Source organism: Bifidobacterium xylocopae (genome assembly GCF_003315615.1).
Classification (GTDB): domain Bacteria; phylum Actinomycetota; class Actinomycetes; order Actinomycetales; family Bifidobacteriaceae; genus Bombiscardovia; species Bombiscardovia xylocopae.
Map to the genome: position 1 here is coordinate 100,766 of NZ_PDCH01000001.1, position 22,153 is coordinate 122,918.

Here is a 22,153-nt window from a genome sequence, read left to right on the forward strand (position 1 = left end):
TTATGAGGAGGCAGTCATGGCAGCCGCGGACGCGCAGGTGATCAGGGAGCGTGTGGAAGCCGATTGGCCCCGCATCGTGCAGTTGTTGGGCCGGAAGGTGGCGCTTCGTTCGATTTCCGCTGAAGGCATCGACGGGGAGCACATGCGGCGGTCGGCCGATTTCGTGGCCGAGGAGTTGCGGAAGGTCGGCGTGCAGGCAAGGGTGGTCCAATCCGCCAACCCTGACGGGACCCCGGGCGCCTTCGAGGTCGTGGGCTCCAGGGAGGTGGACCCGCAGGCTCCCACGGTCCTGCTCTATGCCCACCATGATGTACAGCCCGTGCCGGATGCCGGGCAGTGGGACACTGACCCATTCACCGCGACCGAACGCGCTGATCGCCTCTACGGACGCGGCTCCGCCGACGACGGGGGCGGCATCGCCATCCATTCGGGTGCCCTACAGGCCCTGGGCGATGATCTGAAGGTCAATATCAAGGTCTTCATCGAGGGGGAGGAGGAGATGGGTTCTCCTTCCTTCATTCCCTTCATCGAGGCCCACCGCGACGAGTTCGAGTCCGATGTGATCATCGTCGCCGACTCCGGCAACTGGGCACCGGATGTGCCCAGCCTTACCACGTCGTTGCGTGGGAACCTGGATCTGGACGTCACCGTCAAGGTCCTGGAGCATCCGGTCCACTCCGGACAGTTCGGCGGGCCCATCCTCGACGCCAACACCCTTGCCGCCATGCTGATCGCCTCCATGTACGACCGCAACGGCGACCTGGCCGTGCCCGGCGTCAAGGCGGACCGGCCGATAGGCGGCCTCCAGCACGACCTGGACGAAGCGCAGGTGCGCGCCGACGCCGGCATAGTTGACTCATACCGACTGGCAGGGTCAGGTTCCCTGGCCGAGCGTCTGTGGACCAAGCCGTCGGCTTCGATCATCGGATTCGACGCCCACCCGGTCGATGGTTCCTTCAACGTGATAGCGGACACGGCACGTTTCCGCATCTCCCTGCGCACCGCCCCGACCCAGGAACCCGGGGAGGCCATGAAGGCCCTGGGCGACTTCCTCATCAGCCACGCACCCTTCGGGGCCCAGGTCAGCGTGGAGCCGCTGGACACCGGACAGGGTTGGGCCATGGATGCCGCCTCCACTGCCGTCAAGGACGCCCAGGAGGCCATGGAGGAGGCTTTCGGCGTTGCGCCGGTCAACAAGGGCGAGGGAGGTTCCATCCCCTTCATCCCCGAGCTCAAGCGCATCTTCCCGGGCGCGCAGGTCCTGGTCACAGGTCCGGAGGACCCCCAGACCAATGCCCACAGCCCCAACGAATCCATCTCCCTGAGCGGGTTGAGGAAGAACATCGTCACCGAAGCCCTCCTGTTGGACAAGCTGGCCTTCTCGGCCCGATGATCCGGTGCCCGGCTGACGGTTCCCTTGACCGGGGATGGACCTAGGATGAGGGGCGACACGGGGGCTGCGTGCTTGAGGGTCCAAAGGGACCGGGGCGCGTGGCTGAGATGAGGCTCAGCCTCAACCGGACGAACGTATACCGGGTAATGCCGGCGCACGGATGTCGCTTCCCGTGCCTTATTGGAAGCGCGTATGGACAGGCCTGCGCGCGACGACGAAAGGCACATCATGACCAAGGAGTATCCAGGGTACGGCCGTAACCCGGTTTTCCACGAACCCGCACGGTCCCACCGCTTCCGCTGGCGGGTGGCCGACATCTCTGTGGCATCGGTCATCGGCGTGGCCTCCGCCCTGATCTACTGGCTGGTGGCGATGATCTCCGTGGCCCCCATTCCGATACTGGAAGGCATCGTGCCCGGTCTGGGTGGTCTGTTCAACGGGCTGTGGCTCTTCGCCGGGCCACTGGCCCTGCTCATCGTGCGCAAACCTGGCGCTGGGGTCTACGCCGAAGTGGTAGCCGCGGTCCTCGAATCCCTGATGGGTAGCCAGTGGGTGCCCGTGGAGACCTTCCTTATCGGCCTTCTGCAAGGGGCCATGGCCGAGCTGGCCTTCCTGCCCTTCGCCTACAAGGTGTGGAACATGGCGACGACCCTCCTGTCGGGTGTCCTGTCGGCGGTTGGGTGCTGGCTGTACATGTTCGTGACGAACCTGCAGGCCATCTCGATCAGCGGTCCCTACGGCCTGGTCTCCCTGCTGGCCACGGTCGCCTCCGGCTTGGTCTTCGCGGGTTTCATCGTCTGGCACCTGTATCTGGCCATCGCCGGGACCGGTGCCCTTGACCGCTTCGAATCGGGTCGCCAGGCCCGGGGCGCCCATAGGTGAGCGCGGTTCAGAGCCCGCAGGGATCGGGACGGCCCGCTTCCCTCGTTTTTCATGGCTGGGGCTACAAGCATGCGTCCAGGGCCCATTTCTCGGTGCGGGATTTCAGCCTGAGCGTGCCGGCCGGCCAGCGTGTCCTTCTTCTGGGGGCCTCCGGCATCGGCAAGTCCACCATCCTCCGTGGGGCCGCCGGTCTGCTGGGGGCCGGCGGATCGGAGGCCGACGACGATCCCGGCGCACCCATCGAGGATGCGGACGGCGGCCTGCGCCAGGGCCGGATCACCGTCGACGGGCTGCCGGCGGACCAGGCCCTGGGGCGTGTGGGACTGGTCCTGCAGGACCCGGATGCCCAAGCGATCTTCCAGCGGGTCGGTGACAATGTCGCCTTCGGTCCGGAGAACATGGGCCTGTCCCGGGATCTAATCTGGCGGAAGGTTGAGGAGAGCATGGCCGCCGTGGGTCTGGCCGATCTTCAGCGCCACCGTTCCGTCACCCACCTGTCGGGCGGGCAGATGCAGCGGTTGGCCCTGGCCGGGGCGTTGGCCATGGAGCCCGGCGTGCTCCTGCTGGACGAGCCGACCGCCAACCTTGACCCTGCCGGTGTAGGGCAGGTGGTTGGCGCAGTCCGGGCGATCCTGGACCGGCGAGGCTCCACTATGGTGCTGGTCGAGCACCGGGCGGGCCCCTGGATCGACATGATTGACAGGGTGGTGGTTCTGGGGCTGGGCCAGGAGGAATCACATGGATTCCGTCGCACGGTCATCATGGCGGACGGCACCCCTGACGAAGTCTTCCACCGCTCCGACCTGGATTTTGCGTCCTTGGGAATCTGGGTGCCCGAACGATACGCCAGGCCCGGGGACCGCGTGAATCCGATTCATTCTCAGGGTGGGCCTGGGCGGCCGGCGGCCGAGGGCAAGGGCGGGCCCTTGCTTTCCGTGCGTTCGCTGGCGGTCGGCCGCGGCAGCCAGGCCATAGCCGACGGCATCAATCTGGATTTCCGTCCCGGACAGATCACTGCACTGGTCGGCGACAACGGAGCAGGCAAGTCCACCCTGGCCATGACCTTGGCCGGGCTCCTCAAACCCCTGGGCGGCCGTGTGGAGGCATCGCCGGAACTGCTGGGCGCGGACGGCCCCAAGGAACCCGATCCCATATCATGGAGCTCGACCCAGCTGGCCTCCCGCATCTCGTATGTCTTCCAGAACCCCGAGCACCAGTTCGCCCGAGGGTCGGTCCTGGATGAGGTCATGCTGGCCCCCGAACGCACCGGCCTGGGGGAGGGGGAGGCCCGGGAACGAGCCTGGGCCCTGCTCGACCGCTTCCACCTGGGTCAGTACGCCCATGCCAACCCCTACACCCTCTCCGGGGGTGAGAAGCGCCGTCTGACGGTCGCCTCGGCCCTGGCCGCAGCTTCCAAGGTGCTGATCCTGGATGAGCCCACCTTCGGCCAGGACCGCGTCACATGGACCAACATGGCCGAGTTGATCGCCGGCCTTCGCGGCCGGGGGGTCTCGATCATCGTCGTAACCCACGACCGCCAGCTGGTAGGTGCGCTCGGAGCACGGGTGGTGGAGCTGCGGCCACGGGGGTCGTCAGGATCCTGGAACCAGCGGTCCACCCGGGGCCGGTCTTCACAGGTGATGTCGAACATTCCTTTGAAGGATGCAGGCGGCACACCCCCAGCCCGGCCCGGGCATTCATCGGTGCCACATGGAGCGGCCGCTGGGATGCTCCTGCCCGTCAAGGCCATGAAAGAGCGGACCGAGGAGCCCAGACGGGCCAGTCGCTCGCCCTATGTCGCCTCGCTCAACCCCTCCTTCCGCCTGATAGGGGCCTTCCTCCTGGCCCTGCCGTTGTTGTTCAGCCTGGACTGGCTCTCGGCCCTGACAGCCCTGGGATTGGAGACGGCCCTGCTGATGCTGGCCGGTTTCACCCCCCGGCGGATCGTCCGTTCCAGCTGGCCATTGTTCGTGGGAGCGCCCGGTTCGGCCATCGCTGTCCTGCTCTATGGCAAATCCGGCGGAGCGGTCCTGTGGCATTGGGGACTCATGCTTGTGACCGAGCGTTCCGCGGCGCTGGCTGCGGCCACGGCACTGCGCGTTCTGGCCATCGGCATACCCGCCATCATCATGATGCTCGGTGTCGATGCCACCGACCTGGCCGATTCATTCAGCCAGGTCCTTCACCTTCCCGACCGGTTCGTCTACGGGGGGCTCGCAGGTCTGCGACTGTTCTCGGTCCTGCGGGACGACTGGACGGCCTTGAGCGCCTCCCGGCGTTCCCGCGGTCTAGGCGATGAGAGCCGCGTCAAAGCCTTCCTGCCCCAGGCCTTCGCCCTGTTGGTCCTCTCCATTCGCCGTTCCACCACACTCTCCGAGGCCATGGAAGCCAGAGGATTCGGCGGTGTGGGTCCGCGCTCCCATGCCCGGGTATCGGTCGTTCGTCCCCGTGACTGGGTGTTTCTGACGATCTGCCTGTGCGTGCCGGTCATCTCCCTGGGCGTGGCTTGGGCCTGCGGCACCTTCGCCTTCTTCGGCAACTGAGCGGCCTGACCGCCCAAACAACAGCGAGAGCCCGCCGCATCGGACATCTCAGTCCGAAGCGGCGGGCTCTCGCCGGAGTTACAACAATGACGTGATCGGTAGTCTACCGCATGTTCGCCGGGTGGCCCCCGCACGGTGTCACTTGACCAGGGTCGTGTTCAGGTTGCGCACTTCATCGAAGCGCTTGGAGGCGTCCTCCCAGTTGACGATATGCCACCAGGCCTTGACATAGTCGGCGCGCACGTTCTGGTAGTCCAGGTAGTATGCATGCTCCCACAGGTCCAGCAGGACCAGCGGGAAGATCGTGACCGGCAGGTTGCCCTGGTGATCGTACATCTGCAGGGTCACCAGGCGCTCGCCCAGGCTGTCCCAAGCCAGTACGGCCCAGCCGGAGCCCTGGATTCCGGCGCACATGGACTCGAAGTAGGTCCGGAAGCCTTGGAAGGAGCCGAACTGCTCGTCGATGGCGGCCTTGAGCTCCCCGGTGGGCTCTTCATCCTGGGCCGGGGCCATGTTCTTCCAGAAGATGGTGTGGTTCTTGTGACCGGCCAGGTTGAAGGCCAGGTTCTTCTCCAGCAGGTTGGACTGCGCCACATTGCCGGACTCGGCGGCGTCGTGGATTTGCTCCAGCGCTTTGTTGGCACCGTTGACATAGGCCTGATGGTGCTTGTCATGGTGGAGTTCCATGATCCTGCCGGAGATGTAGGGCTCGAGAGCCGAGTAATCATAGGGCAGGTCAGGCAAAGTATATACTGGCATGACGCCTCCTTCATTGTTTCAGTCGTATGCCGCCGTATGAGCGCCTTCGCTCGGCGCGCACAGGACTCAGCATCGTTCTGCGTTACGCAAGTCGACTTGGCTTGTCCAACCAGCCTATCCGCAAACCTGTGGGCTGCCAAGACCCCGGCCGGGGCCACTTGAGTGAGGTACCCCACATTCTTAGGTTTCAGGTCCTCGGGGGGAGCGTCCAGGCCGGTCCATCGGAGCATGTTTGGCCTGGTCCGCCGTTACAGTGGCCCTATGCCCGAATATCGCGAAATCATCGACAACTTCCGCTCGGAGCGGATTCGCAGGGTGGCCGACCTGGCCGACCGCCGGCAACGGCAGCGCCATGGACGCTTCCTGGTGGAAGGGCCGCAGAGCGTGCGCGAGGCGGTGCTTTGCCGGCCCCGGGCGCTCACCGACCTCTACATCGAGGCGACCGACGGCGACCTGTCTGCTGTCAGCCCCGTCGTGGCGCGTATCCGCAAGCAGGCTCAGTCCCAGGCCCCGGAGGTTTACATCCACTATGTCTCGGCCCGTGTCATGAGGGTCATATCCAAGGATGCCCAAGGCATCGCCGCGGTCGGCAGGCTCGATGCGATGGCCGTCGACGCCGACAGCGCGCTCGCCCCCGCTCAGGCGGATGGCAGCGCCCCCGGGCTCGTCGCGGCCTTGTGGCAGGTCAGGGACCCAGGCAACGCCGGCACCATCATCCGGGCGGCCGATGCGGCCGGGTGCCGGGCGCTGGTACTGGTGGATGAGTGTGTGGACCCCTACAATCCCAAGGTCCTGCGTTCCACCGCCGGTTCCATTTTCCATATCCCCGTGGTCCGCCTGTCAACGGATGACTTCTTCGGGCACTGCGACAGCCTGGGCCTGGACGTGCTGGCGGCGGACGTCTACGGCACCACCGATCTCAGGCCGGAATCCCTGCCCGACTACCTGGCGCGTACACGCGACTGCGGTATGAGGCCCACGGCGGTCCTGTTCGGCAACGAAGCCAGGGGACTACCCGAATCGGTCCTGGCCCGGACCCGGGACATCGTCTCCATCCCAATATACGGGCAGGCCGAATCGCTCAACCTGGCTACCTCGGCCTCGGTCATGCTTTACGCCCTTGCTATGTCGAGTCGTCTTGGAAGAATGTGACCACAGTGAGAAGACTGGAATGACGGCGGTTTTCGTGGGGTTTCCTCCGCGGGGAAGGGCTCAAATTGGCAGATGAGGGATTCGATCCGGCCGCAGTGACCGACGAGGTCGCCGAAGGCATCCAGAAGGTCCGCGAGGCATCCACGTTGGAGGAGCTCAAGGCCCTGAAAGCCAGGTATGCAGGGGCCGGTTCGGCCATGGTGCAGGCCAGCAGGTCGATCGGCTCACTGCCTGTGGACCAGAAAAAGACCGCTGGACAGCTGATGGGCAAGCTCAAGGCCGATTTCGGCCGGGCCTATGGTCTTATGGAGAATCGGCTGGCCGAGCAGGCCGAGCAGGCCAAGCTGGCCGCCGAACGTGTGGACATGACCCTGCCGGTTGAGCGCCGTCCCCTAGGGGCACGCCACCCTCTGGCCAAGCTGATGGAGGATGTGGAGGACTTCTTCGTCTCCATGGGCTGGCGCATCTCTTCGGGGCCTGAGGTGGAGAGCGAGTGGTATAACTTCGACGCGCTGAACCTGAGCCCGGATCATCCGGCCAGGCAGATGCAGGACACCTTCTATGTAAAGGGTTCCCAGGCCAAGGACGCGGCCGGTTTCGTCGGTTCCAACCTCGTCCTGCGCACCCAGACCTCATCCGACCAGGTTCGGGCGTTGATCGAGCGCGGCGTGCCCCTCTACATCGCCAGTCCGGGGCGCGTCTTCCGCACCGACGAGCTGGATGCCACCCACACACCCGTATTCCATCAGTGCGAGGCCTTGGCCGTGGATGAAGGCCTGACCATGGCTGATCTGAAGGGTGTGTTGGACAAGTTGGCCGTCGCCATGTTCGGCGAGGGCGCCCGTACGCGTCTGCGTCCCTCCTACTTCCCCTTTACCGAGCCTTCAGCCGAGATGGACCTGTGGTTCCCCGACAAAAAGGGCGGTCCCGGCTGGATCGAGTGGGGGGGCTGCGGCATGGTCAACCCGAACGTCCTCAAGTCCGCCGGCATCGACTCCGACAGGTATTCCGGCTTCGCCTTCGGTGTCGGGATGGAGCGCACCCTGCTGCTGCGCCACGATATCAACGACATGCACGACCTGGTCGAGGGCGACGTGCGATTCAGCGATCAGTTCGTGATGGGGGAGTGAGCAAGCCATGCCGATGGTGGATATAGATTGGTTGCAGAGCCACGTTGAGCTGCCCGACGGACTGACATACGAGCAGCTGGCCAAGGACCTGGTCAGGGTGGGCCTTGAGGAGGAGGAGATCCACCGTTCCACGGTGACCGGGCCGATCGTGGTCGGCTATGTTGTCTCGGCCGAACCTGAGCCGCAGAGGAACGGGAAGGTCATCAACTGGTGCCAGGTCGATGTGGGCGATCAGTACAATGCTGTGGATGAGACCGGTAACAAGGTCCCCCGTGGCATCGTCTGTGGCGCCCCCAACATGGCGGCCGGCGAGAAGGTCGTCGTGACCCTGCCGGGAGCTGTCCTGCCCGGCGATTTCAGGATCGAACCACGCAAGACATACGGACACGTCTCGGACGGCATGTGCGCCTCCGAGCGGGAGCTCGGTCTGGGCTCCGACCACAACGGCATCATCCTCCTGCGTGAGTACGGCTTCTCCCCCCAGGAGTACGAGTCGCTCAAGCCTGGTGATGACGCCATGAAGCTCCTCCATCTGGACAATCCCATCCTGGAGATCAACATCACGCCGGACCGTGGTTATGCCCTCTCGTACAGGGGGGTGGCTCGCGAATACCATCACTCGACCGGCGCGGCTTACGCCGATCCGGTGGCTGAGCTTTCTGGCAGGTTGACCGCCGAAGCGGATGCCGCAAGGGCACCGGTGGATGTGGAGGTCGATGACCGCGCGCCCATCCACGGCCGGTCCGGTTGTGACAGGTACTACCTGCGCGCCGTGCGCGGATACGAGCCGGGGTCAGCCACACCGAACTGGATGCGTCGACGGCTGATCCGCGCGGGGATGCGTTCCCTGTCCCTGCCGGTGGACGTGACCAACTATGTCATGCTCGACCTGGGGCAACCGCTGCATGCCTATGACATGGACAAGTTGGAAGGACCGATCGTTGTCCGCAGGGCCAAGGCGGGTGAGCGTCTGACCACGTTGGATGGCAAGGAACGCGAACTCAGTGTCGAGGATCTGCTGATCACCGACTCGCCCAACGGCGAGCGCGGATCGCGCATCCTGGGCATCGCCGGCGTCATGGGCGGGCTCTATGGCGAGGTGACGGACCAGACACGCAACATCATGATTGAGTCGGCCCACTTTGACACGGTCTCGATCGCCCGTTCCGCCCGCCGCCACAAGTTGCCTTCCGAGGCATCCAAGCGCTTCGAGCGGGGCGTTGACTGGAGGATGCAGCCCGCTGCCGCCCAGATGGCCGCAGACCTGCTGGCTGAGTACGGTTCCGCCCGGCCCGACACCGTAGCCGTCGATTATGACCGTACCGAGGGCATGGCGCCGATCGATTTTCCGGTCGGCGATGTCAAGCGCCTGGTGGCCTTGGATACGGCGGCTGATCGAATCGCGGGTATCCTGACCGACGTAGGCTGCCGTGTGGAGCCCCATGGCGAGGGTCATCTGTTGGTCACGCCGCCAAGCTGGCGTCCGGACATCACCCAGCCCTGCGACCTGGTGGAGGAAGTCGCTCGGCTGGTGGGCTATGACCACATCCCGGTTACGATACCTTCCCCGCATGTGGCAGGGGAAGTCGGTCTGACGGGCGAGCAGGTCCGCAAGCGTTGGGTGGCCGACACCCTGGCCGAGTACGGTCTGACCGAAGTGCTCGACTATCCCTTCGTCGGCCCGGAGGACTTCAAGGCCTTCGGCTACCAGGAAGAGGCTGTAGCTCCTGTCTCGGTCGAGATCGCCAACCCGTTGGCAGGCGACCGTCCGTACCTGCGCCGTGAACTCCTGCTGCCCCTGGCCAACACCGTCCGGCGCAACATACGGCGGGGCAACGAGAATGTCAGGTTGTACGAGCTGGGTAGCGTCTTCATGAACGACCCCAAGGCCCCGCCGGTCCCTGCCCTTCCTGGTGGCCGGCGGCCCAGCGACGAGCAGCTGAGGCAACTGGACGCCGGTCTGCCTGAGCAGCGGCTTCACGTTGCCGCTTTGCTGACCGGCAAGGCTTTGGACGATGGCTGGCTGGGTGACAGGCGGGATGTCGACTGGACGGATGCGGTCGAGGCTGCACGTCGGGTCCTGGACCGGCTGGGTGTGCGTTATCGTTTGGAGCAGTCGGAACCCGGGGCGGTGCCGGACCAGTGGCATCCGGGCCGGACCGCCCGGGTGACCATGGACGGTGGCCAGGCCATCGGCATCGTCGGCGAGCTCCACCCGCACGTGGATGAAGCACTGGGCTTGCCGGAGCATACTGCGGCTTTTGAGCTGGACCTGGATGCCATCTTCGCCGGCCTGGATTTCAAACCCCTGCAGGCCAAGCCGATATCCACCTTCCCACCGGTGCGGCAGGATCTGGCTTTCACGGTGCCCGATTCGGTCTCGGCTTCGCAGTTGACGGCCGCCATCGAGGAGGCCGCAGGGAATCTGCTTGAGTCCATCGAACTCTTCGATGTGTTCACCGGCGAGCAGATTGGAGCAGGTGTCAGATCACTGGCATTCGCGGTCACCTTCCGCGCCCCCGACAGGACGCTCACCTCCCAGGAGAGCGAACGGATTCGCCAGGCCATCGTGGAGCGGACGGAACACCTGGGCGCCAGCCTGAGGGCTTGAGACGACCATGGCGTACATATTGGGGAACAAAGGTGAGGAGCCATCACGGATACTGATCTGAACGGCCGGGACTCGGCCGATGGCACCCCTGGGCAGGCTCAGGCGGCCACTCCCTCCCAGCCGGCTTACGGGCAGAGGGCCCAGCCGGAGTATGGTGCACGAGCCGAACAGTACCCGGGCTGGAACCCCTATCTGTATGGCGGTCCGGAGCAGTCCCATGACGATTCGGACGCCGAAACCGCCGGGAAACGGGGCATGAGGCCCCATGCCCCTCATGACAGGGGCTCCCGCCGGCCATCGGCGCCTATAGCTGGCGGTCGATCGAACCGGGGCAAGCACCTCTTCAACGGCATCGACCTGGATGATCCTGAGCAGAACCCGGCATACGGCCACTGGGACCCGTACGCCGTAATCGCATTCGTCATGGCCCTGTTCCTGCCCGTCCCGTTGATTTCCGCAATCATGGGCGCCATCGCGATATACCGCACACGAACCTTCCATATGAAGGGGTTCGGCCTGGCGGTGGCCGCGGTCGTCATTAACCTGATCTATACGGCCCTGGTCGTATGGCTGGCCATGTCCGGCATGACCGCTGATGATTTCTACCGGCAGATGATGCAGGCCATGGTCCCCGGACAGGGCGACGGGGGCGGTTCCGGTGATCAGGTGACGGCCTGATCCGGGAATATCAGCCCTGCCCTGGACTGCGCATAGGTATTCATCTGCCGCTATAGTCTGTAGACTGGTTGAATGGAACGCTATGTGAGGAGGCAAACGTGCGACCTGCAAGCAAGACGGCACGTCTCGATGCAATCCGTCAGTTGGTGGCCCAGGACCAGGTCACATCCCAGCAGCAGCTGGCCAAGCTTCTGAACGGGCAAGGGATCGAGGTGACCCAGGCCACGCTGAGTCGTGATCTGGACGAGTTGGGGGCCGCGAAGATCCGATACCCCGATGGCGTCCTGGCCTATTGGATCCCCGACGTGGCCAATCAGAGCCTGCTCGAGGCCGCGACGGTCTCCATGGCCCAGGGCGGCGAGGTAAACAAGACAGAGGCCTATCTGACTCGAGTCCTGACCGGTTTGATCACCTCGGTCAAGCGCGCCGGCAACCTCCTGCTCGTACGCACCCCGTCCGGTGCAGCCCAGTACGCGGCCAGCGCCTTGGACCGCCAACCCCTGACGGGCATACTTGGCACCATCGCCGGAGACGATACGGTCCTGATAATCGCCAATGACGATCAGTCCGCCCAGGAACGGGGCGACTGGCTCCTGGACCTGACTTCCGGGGAGGGTGGATCCAGGTCCAAGCCTTGACGGATTCCGGGATGCTTACGGCGGCCGACCGCTGCAGTGTCGGCCTCACCTGAGAGAATAAGGCCGTTCGAGAGCTTCAACCACCAATATATCGATAGGGGAGCAACGCACTCATGGCACAGGTCACCGATTTCAAGGAAGCGGGCTTCGATTCGCTCTTTGAGGAGCTGAAGTGGCGCGGTCTGGTTGCCCAGTGCACGGACGAGCGCCAGCTGGGCGAGCTCCTGGCTTCCGGACCGGTCACCTATTATTGTGGTTTCGATCCGACCGCACCCTCCCTCCACGTGGGCAATTTGGTGCAACTGCTCAACATGCGTCATCTGCAAGCCGCCGGCCACAATCCGATTGCGCTCGTGGGCGGGGCCACCGGCCTGATCGGTGATCCGCGCCAATCGGGCGAGCGCACCCTGAACCCCAGGGAAACGGTGGCCCAATGGGCGGAACGGCTTCGTTCCCAGATCGGCCGCTTCCTGCCGGCCGAGGGTTCCAACCCTGTACGTTTCGTCTCGAACTATGAGTGGACCGGTTCCATGGGGGTCATCGATTTCCTGCGGGATGTGGGCAAGAATTTCCGTATGGGGACCATGCTGGCCAAGGATACGGTGGCTCGCCGGCTCAATTCCGATGAGGGCATCTCCTTCACGGAGTTCAGCTACCAGGTCCTGCAGGGCAACGACTTCCTGGAGCTCTTCGACCGCTATGACTGCCGCTTGCAGCTGGGCGGCAACGACCAGTGGGGGAATCTGACATCCGGGCTTGACCTGATTCGCAAGGTGCGCGGCAAGGCCGTGCAGGTGATGACCAGCCCATTGATCACCGACTCCCAGGGCAAGAAGTTCGGCAAGTCCGAAGGAAACGCCGTCTGGCTGGATCCGTCCATGTTCTCCCCCTACCGCTTCTACCAGTTCTGGTTCAACCAGCCCGATGATCAGGTGGTGAAGCTGTTGAAGACCTTCACCTTCCTGCCCAGGGCAGAGATCGAGCGTCTGGCCGGCGAGGTTGAAACCAACCCAGGGGCGCGTGAGGCCCAGCGGGTACTCGCCTGGGAGGTAACGTCATATGTGCACGGCGACCAGGCCGCACAGGGGGCTCTCGATGCTGCCGGAGCCCTCTTCGGGCGTGGGACCGCCCTGTCAGACCTGGACGAGCGGGTGCTTGAGGGTGCCCTCCAGGGGCTCATGGTCGACGACGGTCAGGGCGGCAAGGCCTTCGCCCGGGCCGAGTCCGGCGACCGCCTGGTCGACGCGGCGGTGGGCAGTGGGCTTTTCGGCTCGGTTTCCGAGGTTCGCAAGACCATCAAGTCCGGCGGTGTCTACCTGAACAATGAGCGGGTGGAGGACCAGGGGCGCCTGCTGACCGACGAAGATTTCCTGGGCGGCCGCTTCGCACTGATTCGTAGGGGCAAGAAAGCCTTGGGAGCGCTTGAACGCCGCTGATGACAGCGGACGGACGAGGAATGAACGGGGGGTCGCTGCCGGCGGCCCCATGTGAATATGAGGACATGACATGACAGATGAAGGCAGGGGCGGCCGAGGTCGCGCAGGCGGAGATGGTCGGAAATCCCACTCGGGCTATGGACGTTCGGGCGGCAGTGGCAAGGGCGGATTCCACAGGGGCGGTCAAGGACACGGTGGCTACCGCGGCCATGGTTCCGGCGGCGGACAATACGGCGGCCATGGATACACCCACTACGATGACCGACGGGAGGACCGACACGGAGCTGCCGGATCCGAACATGGGTACAGGGGCGGTGGGCCACGCCGCGACGACCGCCGGGGCTATCGCGCCCATGACGACGAGCGTGGGGGCGACCGCGGGCATGCTTACCGCAATCATGACGGCCGCCGTGACGATGGCAGGAAGCCCTATAATCGCCGCGACCATGATGATCGCCGCGACGGTTTCCGCCGCGACGACCGCGACAAGCGCGGCCATGGCTACCGGGACCGTCAGGACGATGATCGCCGGGGCGGCCATAGGAACTATCGGCATACCGATGACAGGAAGCCCTACGGTCACCGCGACCATGATGATCGCCGGGGCGGTTTCCGCCGTGATGATCACCGTGGTGGATACCGTGGCAACGGTCGTGACGAGCAGGGTGATGGACGGGGTGGCCGGGGCCATGGCTACCGTGACGGCGGCCGTGGGCACTCCTATGGCGATCGCCGCCGGGTGGAGCAGGGCGGCTATGGGCGTGAGCACGACCGTCGTGACGACCGCAGGCATGACGACCGACGTTCCGATTCCTGGCAAGGCGACCGCAATCGGCGCGGCGGCCAGGATCGGCGTTCCGGTGGGTCCCGAGGCGGTTGGCAGGACCGGCGCCAAGACCGTGGATCCGAACGTCGCGGTCGGGACTTCCAGGACGGTCCCAGGCGTAATTCGGACGGCACTGTTTCCTATCCCTCGCAGAACCCATACACCGATCCCAGGCCGGGTGAGCCGAAGATGCCCAAGGGCTTGGAGTGGTCCATGCTCTCCAAGGACGACAAGGAACGCCTCCGTGGCCTGAGCAAGGAGCACGCCGAGAACACGGGCCTGCACATCCTAGCTGCATATGCCCTGGAGGAAAGCGACCCTGAGCGGGCCCTGGCCCACGCCAAGTGGGTGGCCAAGCAGGCTTCACGCGTGGACATCTCCCGCGAGACCCTCGCCCTGGTCGCTTACCGGCAGGGGGACTACAAGCTGGCCTTGCGTGAGTTCAGGACCGCCTATCGGATGAACGGCTACCTGGACTATTTGCCCTTCATCGCCGACTGCGAGCGTGGGTTGGGGCATCCCCGGAAAGCCATAGAGGAGGCCACCTCACCCGAGGGGCAGGCCTTGCGGGGCGAATCCAAGGCCGAAATGTTCCTGGTCTATGCGGGTGCGTTGGGAGATCTGGGCCTATGGGACCAGGCCGTCGAGACCGTGCGCAAACTGGTGCGTGCCAAGGGTCTGTCCGGTGACTACCGCATGCGGGCCATCCAGGCCGAGCAGAATCTTCTGGAGCAGGCCGGTCGCGGGGACGAATCCCAGCGGCTGGATGAGGTTCTTGCGCGACTGGAGACCGAGTACGCCGATGCCGACGAGGACGGGGACACCGGCGAGATCATCGTCGATAATGACCTGGAACACGCGACCGCGACGATGCTGGAGGACCTGGAGATCCCCTTGGAGGGTCTGGATGAGCCCTACAGCTATCAGCCTGTGGACGAGCCCGGCGAGGATGTGCCTTCTGCTGCCGAACCAGGTATCGGCGAGGCCGCCGGACAGACTCCGGATGTAAGGGGCGACGACCAGGCCGGAGCTGCGTCCACCGGCTCCGACGGCGATGGCGTCCATGATGCGCGTGAGGCCGCCGGGCCGAAGAGCGCCGCCGGCCCTAAGGGAACGCAGGAAGACAAGGACCAGGCCCCGTCGGTTGTCGAACCGTCTGATGGTCCTGACTCCGCGGAGACCGTCTCGGCCCCGTTGGCGACAGCGCATGTGCATGATCTCGCCGACGCTCCAGCGGACGCCTCGACCGTCAATCGGTCTGACAAGTCGACGCAATCTACGGATCCGGAGGCGACTGACGTACATGCGGATGAGGCCGGGAATGGGGCTTCCCAGGCCGTCAGGACAGAAACCGACGCACTGGAGTCGGACAGGGCCGGGGCCGGGCAAGAGCCTCTCGCTGCCACCGGGCTGATCGTGCCCCCGCTGGCATTCGGCGAATCAGCTGACAGTGACAAGGAGGATGACCAGGCATGAGCAAGGCCTTTCTGAAGGGCAGCGACAAGCCTCTCTGCCAGGCTTACTCCCTGGCCCTGCTGGACCTGGACGGAGTCGTTTACCGGGGGGCGGACCCAGTGGAACACGCCGCCGAGGGTATAGACCGGGCGGTCGGGCACGGTATGGCCATGGCCTATACGACCAACAACCCCTCCCGCTACCCGTCAGTGGTCGCCGACCAGCTACGCGGCTTCGGTCTGGAGTTGGAGGATAGGCAGGTCATTACCTCCGGCATCGTCGGCGCGCGCATGCTCAGACAGCATCTGCCTGCCGGGTCCAAGGTCCTGGTCATCGGCTCCGATCATCTGCGCGACGAAGTCAAGGCCAATGGTCTGCAGGTCGTGGAGAGCAATAGGGATGAACCGCAGGCGGTCATACAGTCCTGGTATCCCGATCTCAAGTTGGAGGACCTGAACCAGGCCACCTACGCCATTGAACGGGGGGCCCACTATTACGTCACCAATCGGGATCTGACCATCCCGCGCGAGGATGGTATCGCCCCAGGCAACGGGGCCTTGCAGCTGCCGGTCATCGCTGCCAGCGGCCACGAGCCGGAGGATTCGGCCGGCAAGCCCGAGTCCGCTATCTATGATGAGGCCCGCAGGCTCTTTTCCGATGGCGACCGACCCGTGCCGAAGCCGGCCTCACTGCCTGTCGGTGACCGGCTGGATACGGACATTGAGGCGGCTGTGCGCGGCGGTTACGATTCTCTGATTGTGCTGACCGGCGTGGCCACGCCCCAGGCGATCATCACCGCAGCGCCCAACCAGCGACCGAGCTTTATAGCGGGTGACCTGCGCGGTCTGCTTGAGGCCCACCCACAGCCCGTCAAAGAACAGGATGGATCCTGGAGCTGCCGGGGGAGCCAGGCGCGAATCGTGGATGGAGCCGTAACAGTGACGGCCCGGGACACCAGTGGGCATGAACTCGACCCGACAGGCCAACTCGATGCCTTGCGTGCGGTGACCTGCGCGGTTTGGGAGGTCATGGACGCGGGCCTGGATCCCAGCGGATTGACCCTACCTACCTTCCATATCCATGACTGAGCCGGACAACAGCGCTCCCAAGGCGGCTACGGCACAGACGCCAGCGGATGAGGGGCAACGTGGGGTTGACGGTCCCGATGGAGAGCGGCTCCTGGAAAGCTTTCCGCAATTACGCGGCCTCGACGACCTGCCGCTCGACCGGCAGGTCGAGGTCTTCCGGACCGTTCTGAGCGAGCTCCGGGGTCGTCTGGACGGCAATGATGAGTGAAGGTGGGCACATGGGGCCGGACGGAACCCGGGCCGACCGGGAGGACCTGTCGCGTCTGGACCAGGCTTTGGTCCGCCGCGGACTGGTGGGTACCCGTTCCCGGGCGGCGGCTTTGGTCCGCAAGGGCGCGGTCACGGTGGATGGGGTGATTCACCGCAAGCCTTCATACCTGGTCGGGCCTGGTGACCGGCTGGTCGCCGACAAGGGCGAGGATTATGCATCCAGGGGGGCGTTCAAGCTGCTGGGGGCCTTCGAAGCCTTCGACGGGGACGGCCTGCCGGAACCCAAGGGGCGGCTCTGCCTTGATATCGGAGCCTCTACCGGCGGCTTCACCGATGTGCTGCTACGCCGGGGTGCGGCCAGCGTGATCGCCCTGGATGTCGGCCATGACCAGTTGGACGGCCGCCTGGCCGCCGACGACCGTGTCCATGAACTCAGCGGAGTAAACATCCGCCAGGTCGAGGCAGGGGATCTGCCATACCGTCCGGACTATGTGGTCTCCGATGTGTCTTTCATCTCCCTGACCTATGTGATCCCGGTAATTGACCGCGTTGCGGCCCGGGGCGCCCAGGTCATCCTTCTGGTCAAGCCCCAGTTCGAGGTTGGTCGCAGCGGTTTGGGACACGGAGGCGTGGTACGCCAAGCCGGGCGCCGGCAGGAGGCTTTGGCCCGGGTGAAGGCGAGCGCCCGGGCCCATGGCTTCATTGAACGAGGCCAGGCGCCGTCGCCGATAGCGGGCGCCCATGGCAACGAGGAATACCTGCTCTGGCTGAGTCTGGACTGACCTGGGTGGAAACCCGCCTCGCCTGACACTCCGGACGAAGCCCTTGGCGGCGCCTGTACCGGTGCCTAGTGTCCGGCGACGTGCAGGCGCTTCGGCGCCCCCGTGATGAGGATTGCGGCCGAGGACTTGTCGGTGGTCATCGTGGCCAAGCAGACAGCCTCGTGTACGAAGGACCCCTCGCGCAGGTCGGCCCTGCAGGTGTGGAGTATGCGGCAGATGCATTTATGGATCTCCGCCCTTTGACAGGTGATGGCTCGGACTTTCGAGGCCCTGACCATCCATCTGATATGCTCCAGGGGCACCACCTTGGGGTGCATGTTGCGGATGCGGATATGGCTGGCTATCATCGTCGAGGCTTCGGCCACGCCGAGGATGTCGATGGATCGCGCCACGACCCGTTGCTGTCCCTGCATGAGCCCTTGGAAGGTGAAAGATTGTTTGACATAGATGTCCCCTTCCGTGCGGAGCAGACCCTGGAAATCGAGCTTGGCGGCTCGGATCGTCCCCCTTCCTAGGATCCGGCCATGTCCGGACAGCGTCCCGACCTTCAGTACGCCGGTTGGCAGTTGCAGGGAGCCGTCCACTTTGATCGAGCCGCCGTGGATATCCACGCAGATCGTGTCGCCGGTCACATGCAGGGATTGAAAACTGGTACCTGGTTCGATATAGACGCGGCCACCCGTCTTGATGTGCCCGTACGCGCCACGTCTGACAGTCCCACCGTGCAAGAGTGTGAGGTTGTGCATGGTTTTATCCGTACTCCTATTGATTACCGTCAGGACTGACGGATGCCCCCCCTGCATCCACCTGCCGTTTATGTTCGCTTGGATATCGTCAAGTCTCGCTCACCCTGCTCCCGTGCAGGTGCGAAGATATTCTTATTGATTTATATAATGGGAACCTGGGAATAGTTGACAATTATGCAGAGTGAGGGATTTTCTGCTCATAATTTTCATAGTTGTGGGACGGGCATGAGACGACACACCCAGTTGATGGAAGCCGTTGGGTGCGCTAATATGGTGGAGTTGTCGCGGTAAGCAAATTACCGTGGTGGCATGCGCCAGTAGCCCAGCGGATTAGAGCAGCTGACTACGGATCAGCAGGTCGCAGGTTCGAATCCTGTCTGGCGCACGAGAAGGCAATGGTTCCAAGGCTTGTAAGCCTTGGAACCATTCTTGTTTTAGGAATCGGGCATATCGTATCTGCAGGGTCCTTCCGGGCTCACTCCGGCCGCACCGTGTTGCGGCTGATAAGGTCCGCCACATCGGGGGGTTAAGTAGCAGAATGTGTGTCTAATGGTTGGGTTGTTTCGGGTGTGTTGGGGTCAGGTAGCTTCTGTCGGCCCATCCTTTCCTGGTGCACAGTCCCTCATCGGCGATGGTGGCGGTGCCGTAGGGTGAAGGGTGTTCTTGCCGCTTGTGTGTGGTTGTGGGTTTGGGGTCTTGGTCTCATGACGGACATGGGGTCGGGGCTGGCCAGGTATATGGTCCGTTCCACGATGCGTCTCATGTGCTCCTCGCTGCAGCCGTTCGTGAGTGTACCGCCACTTCCTGCCGGCGATGGCCTTGGGATGGTGGGGGTCCCTTGAGGCCAAGGTCCTCTCCTTGATGGTGTGGCCGTGTTCCAGGTGCCACTGGTTGAGCGGAGCCAGCTAGGAGGCGGCACCCTGCGGATCCCTGACCCTTGTCAGGCGTTGGGCCAGGCAGTGTTGGGCCCGGGTGCCGGGCCAGCTGACCTTGACCTGGGCCAGGCAGCCCCTGTCACCGTCGCAGGTGAGGGCATCGGGTGCGGGCATGCCATGGAACAGGGCCCGGTAGGAGGCCCGGCTCTCGCTGTCGCACCAATGGACGGCCAGGGGCCGGCTCCTGGCGTCGGCGAGGACCAGCAGGCACCAGCCATGGGCCAGGTAGGTCCCGTCGAAGGTCAGGCTGTGGTGCCTGTCGAGCACCGGGGGCAGGGCGGGTTCCAGGTCCCAGCACCAGGACATGCACCTGGCCAGGGTCCACCGGCTCGCCCCGGCGTCCGCGGCCAGGTCGGCCATGGAGCGCCTTCCCGACACCCATTACAGGAACAGCCTCAAGGACGCCAGGCGTCCGGCATTCACCCGTGTGGCCACGCCGGTGGACCGGCAGGTAGTTGTCAGCCCCCCCCCCCCCAGACAGATTTGTTGCTACAGTGCCAAACTCACAACACACACAACGCGATCAATTCCTATGGGCATGGATGACATATTTATTGTGAAAACTCCACGTCTTTGTCGTACGGGCCTTATGGACGTCTTTGCTTCTCATCATTTGCCTTGTTCCGGTGCTCGTCGCTCATCCTTGAAGCTGGTTATACTTTGCCCAGTCCATCGTTTGAAGGCACGCGAAAAGGAAGATACATCTCGATATCCAGCCAGATGTGCCACTTCAGCGGCAGTTAGGTCACCCTGACTAAGATAGTCGGTGGCCAGGTGCTGCTGGACTTGTGCGGTGAGAGCGGCAAAGCTGGTGCCTTTTGACTTCAGACGTCGTTGAAGGGTACGTGGGCTGACCCCTAATCGTGAAGCCACATTCTTGAGTGTGTGCTGGTTTCCAGGTATGAAGTGCATAAGCGCACGCTCGACTTGATAGGTCAGACAGTCACCTTTTGACAGATCTTCTAGACGTTCGTCTAATCCGGATTTCAGGTATTCCCACATCACATTGTTTCTGCTGAGGAAAGGTGTCTGCATGTCCTGCATGGAGAAAGCCAGGATATTAAACGCCGCCTTCGTGGGACGCATACCAAAGTGTCTCATCAATACCGGGCTGTAGCTGTAAGGGGATGCGATTCTTATGGGTAGTATATGTTTGCCGGTTCCGGTTCGGATAAGACCGACAAGTGCGGCCTGCTCACTGATCAGCGCAAATCTTGGTATTAGTCCATCGAGTCCGTCGTATCCCACATGGATAACAATCTGGTCATAGTCGAGGGTCAAGGTCATTTCTAGTGGGCAGACCAGCCTTTTATACAGAGCAAAGCGGCGGAAACCTTCAATGGCATTGGGGGCACATAGGGCAGCGAAAAAGGGTGGCATGAACATCCCAACCTGCTTCACATCACTAATTGCAATGATCTGTTCGTCGCTCACCCTCCCATCAAGAGCGCTTAGAAGAGCCTGATATTGGGATTCATCCAGCTCTACCTCATCACGTAAGTCAAGGCTGGGTACCCCTGTCATATCCGTAAGTTGTGTCAGGGGCAGGTTAATCGCATTAGTGAAATCTCGAAATTGCCGAGAAAGAGTTATTCGCACGAGCTATATCTTAGCGTAAGATTAGCGTAAGACGGTTTGTTTCATTATCCAATCTAAGGCACGGCTGGGCAGCAATCGGGACATGAGTATGCTGGTCTTTGCTGCAAGAGAATCCTGATAACGCGTCTTGGGCTTCCTAGCCTCTATCGCCTTGAGAACTATTTGTGCAATGCTCTTAGGATCATTGACCAGTGCTGACGGTTTGGAATACATTTGACGGTAATAATCAGCCACTTGCTTGGTCGTGGACTCGTAGGGACTGTCTTTACCGGTATCGGACAGATGATCAGCTGCTATGGAACCCCATTCGGTCATCACTCCACTTGGTTCTATGACCGAGACTTGGATGTTGAAGTCTGCCACATCCATGCGTATGGAGTTGCACAAGGCCTCTAAAGCAAACTTGGATACATGGTACCAGCCTCCGAGATAGCTTGTGAGTCTACCTCCGACAGAGGATGTGACGATGATTCTGCCCTGGCCCTGTTTCCTCATCTGAGGAAGGACCAATTTGCTCATGAGCGCGACTCCAAGCACATTGACATCGAGCTGCCTGCGGGCCTCGTCCAAACTCACCTGCTCAATGGGACCATAAGAGCCATAACCCGCATTGTTGAAAAGGACATCTATTCGTCCTTCCTGTTCTATGACAGTATGCACGGCCTCTCTGGCCGACGACTCATTGGTCACATCAAGGCTAAGTGGTGTTACCCCCAGCTGCACAAGGTCATGCATCCGTTCCGTTCTCCTAGCCCCTGCGTAAACCTTGTACCCGCGCTTGGCCAGCAACTCAGCTGTCTCATAACCGATACCACTACTTGCCCCAGTAATGAGCACAACTTTCACGATGACCTCCCTGATATATGGTGATATCTTGATTATAAAATCACCAAGGCTGACATGTATATACCTAATGACGTCACTGTTATATCAGTACGCGCCAATGTATCGAGTCATGTAGAAAACGTGGACATTTTGACTGTTCGTTTCGTATGTTGGTGTCAGATGTTTCAACTGATCCATCATTTCCTGTGCCAGGCTGAAGTCCTCCGTCCCGGCGTTGCCGGTACGCTGAACGCCATTGACCCTGATGCCAACCTCGTCACCCTGAAGAAGGCCGGTTTCCTGACCTGTGACGCCGTGTGGTCGAGCGCAAGAATAGGGCTGTAGGAACAGAATATGTGGATTGAGATGCTGGTTTGGTCTTACAGAAGTAGAAGTAGGTGCGTCTAGGGTTAATTTGTAGTTGGACGGGTAATAAGTTTCTTGTCGAGGTATCTGTTTCCGTTT

The 22,153-nt window shown here is 62.9% G+C and carries 19 protein-coding genes and 1 tRNA gene; 15 read left to right on the plus strand and 5 right to left on the minus strand.

All coding sequences use genetic code 11. The features are described from left to right. Nucleotides 1-16 precede the first annotated feature (16 nt). The 3 genes from CRD59_RS00420 (at nt 17) to CRD59_RS00430 (ending at nt 4,818) form a co-directional block, all read left to right on the plus strand. Nucleotides 17-1,393, plus strand: a complete 1,377-nt coding sequence (locus CRD59_RS00420) for a dipeptidase (RefSeq protein ID WP_113852631.1) — start codon at nt 17-19, stop codon at nt 1,391-1,393. A 192-nt stretch (nt 1,394-1,585) separates the two neighbouring features. After that, nucleotides 1,586-2,275, plus strand: coding sequence for an ECF transporter S component (locus CRD59_RS00425; protein WP_236632637.1), 690 nt, complete (start codon nt 1,586-1,588; stop codon nt 2,273-2,275). Further along, nucleotides 2,272-4,818: an ATP-binding cassette domain-containing protein gene (locus tag CRD59_RS00430; protein ID WP_113852632.1), complete on the plus strand. Its 2,547-nt coding sequence runs from the start codon at nt 2,272-2,274 to the stop codon at nt 4,816-4,818. Before CRD59_RS00425 ends, CRD59_RS00430 begins: the two co-directional genes overlap by 4 nt. A gap of 138 nt (nt 4,819-4,956) precedes the next feature. Here CRD59_RS00430 and CRD59_RS00435 read toward each other — a convergent pair whose 3' ends face one another. Next, nucleotides 4,957-5,577: a superoxide dismutase gene (locus tag CRD59_RS00435; RefSeq protein ID WP_113852633.1), complete on the minus strand. Its 621-nt coding sequence runs from the start codon at nt 5,575-5,577 to the stop codon at nt 4,957-4,959. A 261-nt stretch (nt 5,578-5,838) separates the two neighbouring features. Between CRD59_RS00435 and CRD59_RS00440 the strand changes: the two genes are divergently transcribed. From CRD59_RS00440 to CRD59_RS00485, 10 genes are all read left to right on the plus strand, one after another. Next, nucleotides 5,839-6,729, plus strand: a complete 891-nt coding sequence (locus CRD59_RS00440; RefSeq protein ID WP_113852634.1) for a TrmH family RNA methyltransferase — start codon at nt 5,839-5,841, stop codon at nt 6,727-6,729. A gap of 65 nt (nt 6,730-6,794) precedes the next feature. Further along, nucleotides 6,795-7,859, plus strand: coding sequence for a phenylalanine--tRNA ligase subunit alpha (gene pheS, locus CRD59_RS00445; RefSeq protein WP_113852635.1), 1,065 nt, complete (start codon nt 6,795-6,797; stop codon nt 7,857-7,859). A gap of 7 nt (nt 7,860-7,866) precedes the next feature. Then, a complete protein-coding gene (gene pheT, locus CRD59_RS00450) occupies nt 7,867-10,470 on the plus strand; it encodes a phenylalanine--tRNA ligase subunit beta (RefSeq protein ID WP_113852636.1) in 2,604 nt (867 codons plus the stop codon). A 255-nt stretch (nt 10,471-10,725) separates the two neighbouring features. Further along, complete coding sequence (locus CRD59_RS00455) at nt 10,726-11,148, plus strand: hypothetical protein (protein ID WP_113852637.1); 423 nt, start codon at nt 10,726-10,728, stop codon at nt 11,146-11,148. Nucleotides 11,149-11,246: 98 nt separating this feature from the next. Continuing rightward, a complete protein-coding gene (locus CRD59_RS00460; protein WP_113852638.1) occupies nt 11,247-11,786 on the plus strand; it encodes an arginine repressor in 540 nt (179 codons plus the stop codon). Nucleotides 11,787-11,899: 113 nt separating this feature from the next. Then, nucleotides 11,900-13,222, plus strand: coding sequence for a tyrosine--tRNA ligase (tyrS, locus tag CRD59_RS00465; protein ID WP_113852639.1), 1,323 nt, complete (start codon nt 11,900-11,902; stop codon nt 13,220-13,222). A 70-nt stretch (nt 13,223-13,292) separates the two neighbouring features. Continuing rightward, nucleotides 13,293-15,524: a tetratricopeptide repeat protein gene (locus CRD59_RS08075; RefSeq protein ID WP_201736506.1), complete on the plus strand. Its 2,232-nt coding sequence runs from the start codon at nt 13,293-13,295 to the stop codon at nt 15,522-15,524. Next, nucleotides 15,521-16,591: an HAD-IIA family hydrolase gene (locus tag CRD59_RS00475; protein ID WP_113852640.1), complete on the plus strand. Its 1,071-nt coding sequence runs from the start codon at nt 15,521-15,523 to the stop codon at nt 16,589-16,591. Before CRD59_RS08075 ends, CRD59_RS00475 begins: the two co-directional genes overlap by 4 nt. Continuing rightward, nucleotides 16,584-16,799, plus strand: a complete 216-nt coding sequence (locus CRD59_RS00480; RefSeq protein WP_113852641.1) for a hypothetical protein — start codon at nt 16,584-16,586, stop codon at nt 16,797-16,799. The genes CRD59_RS00475 and CRD59_RS00480 overlap by 8 nt, the downstream gene beginning before the upstream one ends. Nucleotides 16,800-16,809: 10 nt before the next feature. Continuing rightward, nucleotides 16,810-17,583 carry a TlyA family RNA methyltransferase gene (locus CRD59_RS00485; protein ID WP_113852642.1) on the plus strand — a complete coding sequence of 258 codons (774 nt, stop codon included), beginning with the start codon at nt 16,810-16,812 and terminating at the stop codon, nt 17,581-17,583. Between the two features lie 65 nt (nt 17,584-17,648). Here the strand turns inward: CRD59_RS00485 and CRD59_RS00490 are convergent, their stop codons facing one another. Next, nucleotides 17,649-18,329, minus strand: a complete 681-nt coding sequence (locus tag CRD59_RS00490; RefSeq protein WP_113852643.1) for a hypothetical protein — start codon at nt 18,327-18,329, stop codon at nt 17,649-17,651. A 311-nt stretch (nt 18,330-18,640) separates the two neighbouring features. Between CRD59_RS00490 and CRD59_RS00495 the strand changes: the two genes are divergently transcribed. Then, nucleotides 18,641-18,714 (plus strand) — tRNA-Arg (locus CRD59_RS00495). A gap of 520 nt (nt 18,715-19,234) precedes the next feature. Here CRD59_RS00495 and CRD59_RS00500 read toward each other — a convergent pair. The 3 genes from CRD59_RS00500 to CRD59_RS00510 all read right to left on the minus strand — a co-directional run bounded on the left by CRD59_RS00500 (nt 19,235) and on the right by CRD59_RS00510 (nt 21,709). Beyond that, a complete protein-coding gene (locus tag CRD59_RS00500) occupies nt 19,235-19,624 on the minus strand; it encodes a hypothetical protein (RefSeq protein WP_113852644.1) in 390 nt (129 codons plus the stop codon). Between the two features lie 249 nt (nt 19,625-19,873). Continuing rightward, the gene (locus CRD59_RS00505) at nt 19,874-20,788 is read right to left on the minus strand and encodes a helix-turn-helix domain-containing protein (RefSeq protein ID WP_113852645.1); all 915 of its coding nucleotides are present in this window, start codon (nt 20,786-20,788) and stop codon (nt 19,874-19,876) included. A gap of 96 nt (nt 20,789-20,884) precedes the next feature. Continuing rightward, nucleotides 20,885-21,709 (minus strand): oxidoreductase, encoded by an 825-nt coding sequence (locus CRD59_RS00510; RefSeq protein WP_113852646.1) that lies wholly within the window; start codon nt 21,707-21,709, stop codon nt 20,885-20,887. A 159-nt stretch (nt 21,710-21,868) separates the two neighbouring features. On the opposite strand from CRD59_RS00510, the gene CRD59_RS08315 reads away from it, so the two are divergent. Continuing rightward, nucleotides 21,869-22,033, plus strand: coding sequence for an uS9 family ribosomal protein (locus CRD59_RS08315; RefSeq protein ID WP_161522236.1), 165 nt, complete (start codon nt 21,869-21,871; stop codon nt 22,031-22,033). The last annotated feature ends 120 nt before the right edge of the window (nt 22,034-22,153 follow it).

What these genes read in the sequence shown, in the direction of transcription:
- tyrS (WP_113852639.1), top strand. Translation starts at nt 11,900, where the DNA reads ATGGCACAGGTCACCGATTTCAAGGAAGCGGGCTTCGATTCGCTCTTT.
- CRD59_RS08075 (WP_201736506.1), top strand. Translation starts at nt 13,293, where the DNA reads ATGACAGATGAAGGCAGGGGCGGCCGAGGTCGCGCAGGCGGAGATGGT.
- pheT (WP_113852636.1), top strand. Translation starts at nt 7,867, where the DNA reads ATGCCGATGGTGGATATAGATTGGTTGCAGAGCCACGTTGAGCTGCCC.
- CRD59_RS00480 (WP_113852641.1), top strand. Translation starts at nt 16,584, where the DNA reads ATGACTGAGCCGGACAACAGCGCTCCCAAGGCGGCTACGGCACAGACG.
- CRD59_RS00490 (WP_113852643.1), bottom strand. Translation starts at nt 18,329, where the DNA reads ATGCACAACCTCACACTCTTGCACGGTGGGACTGTCAGACGTGGCGCG.
- CRD59_RS00425 (WP_236632637.1), top strand. Translation starts at nt 1,586, where the DNA reads ATGGACAGGCCTGCGCGCGACGACGAAAGGCACATCATGACCAAGGAG.
- CRD59_RS00420 (WP_113852631.1), top strand. Translation starts at nt 17, where the DNA reads ATGGCAGCCGCGGACGCGCAGGTGATCAGGGAGCGTGTGGAAGCCGAT.
- CRD59_RS08315 (WP_161522236.1), top strand. Translation starts at nt 21,869, where the DNA reads ATGTTTCAACTGATCCATCATTTCCTGTGCCAGGCTGAAGTCCTCCGT.
- CRD59_RS00485 (WP_113852642.1), top strand. Translation starts at nt 16,810, where the DNA reads ATGGGGCCGGACGGAACCCGGGCCGACCGGGAGGACCTGTCGCGTCTG.
- CRD59_RS00500 (WP_113852644.1), bottom strand. Translation starts at nt 19,624, where the DNA reads ATGGCCGACCTGGCCGCGGACGCCGGGGCGAGCCGGTGGACCCTGGCC.
- CRD59_RS00475 (WP_113852640.1), top strand. Translation starts at nt 15,521, where the DNA reads ATGAGCAAGGCCTTTCTGAAGGGCAGCGACAAGCCTCTCTGCCAGGCT.
- CRD59_RS00505 (WP_113852645.1), bottom strand. Translation starts at nt 20,788, where the DNA reads ATGACAGGGGTACCCAGCCTTGACTTACGTGATGAGGTAGAGCTGGAT.
- CRD59_RS00435 (WP_113852633.1), bottom strand. Translation starts at nt 5,577, where the DNA reads ATGCCAGTATATACTTTGCCTGACCTGCCCTATGATTACTCGGCTCTC.
- CRD59_RS00440 (WP_113852634.1), top strand. Translation starts at nt 5,839, where the DNA reads ATGCCCGAATATCGCGAAATCATCGACAACTTCCGCTCGGAGCGGATT.
- CRD59_RS00455 (WP_113852637.1), top strand. Translation starts at nt 10,726, where the DNA reads ATGAGGCCCCATGCCCCTCATGACAGGGGCTCCCGCCGGCCATCGGCG.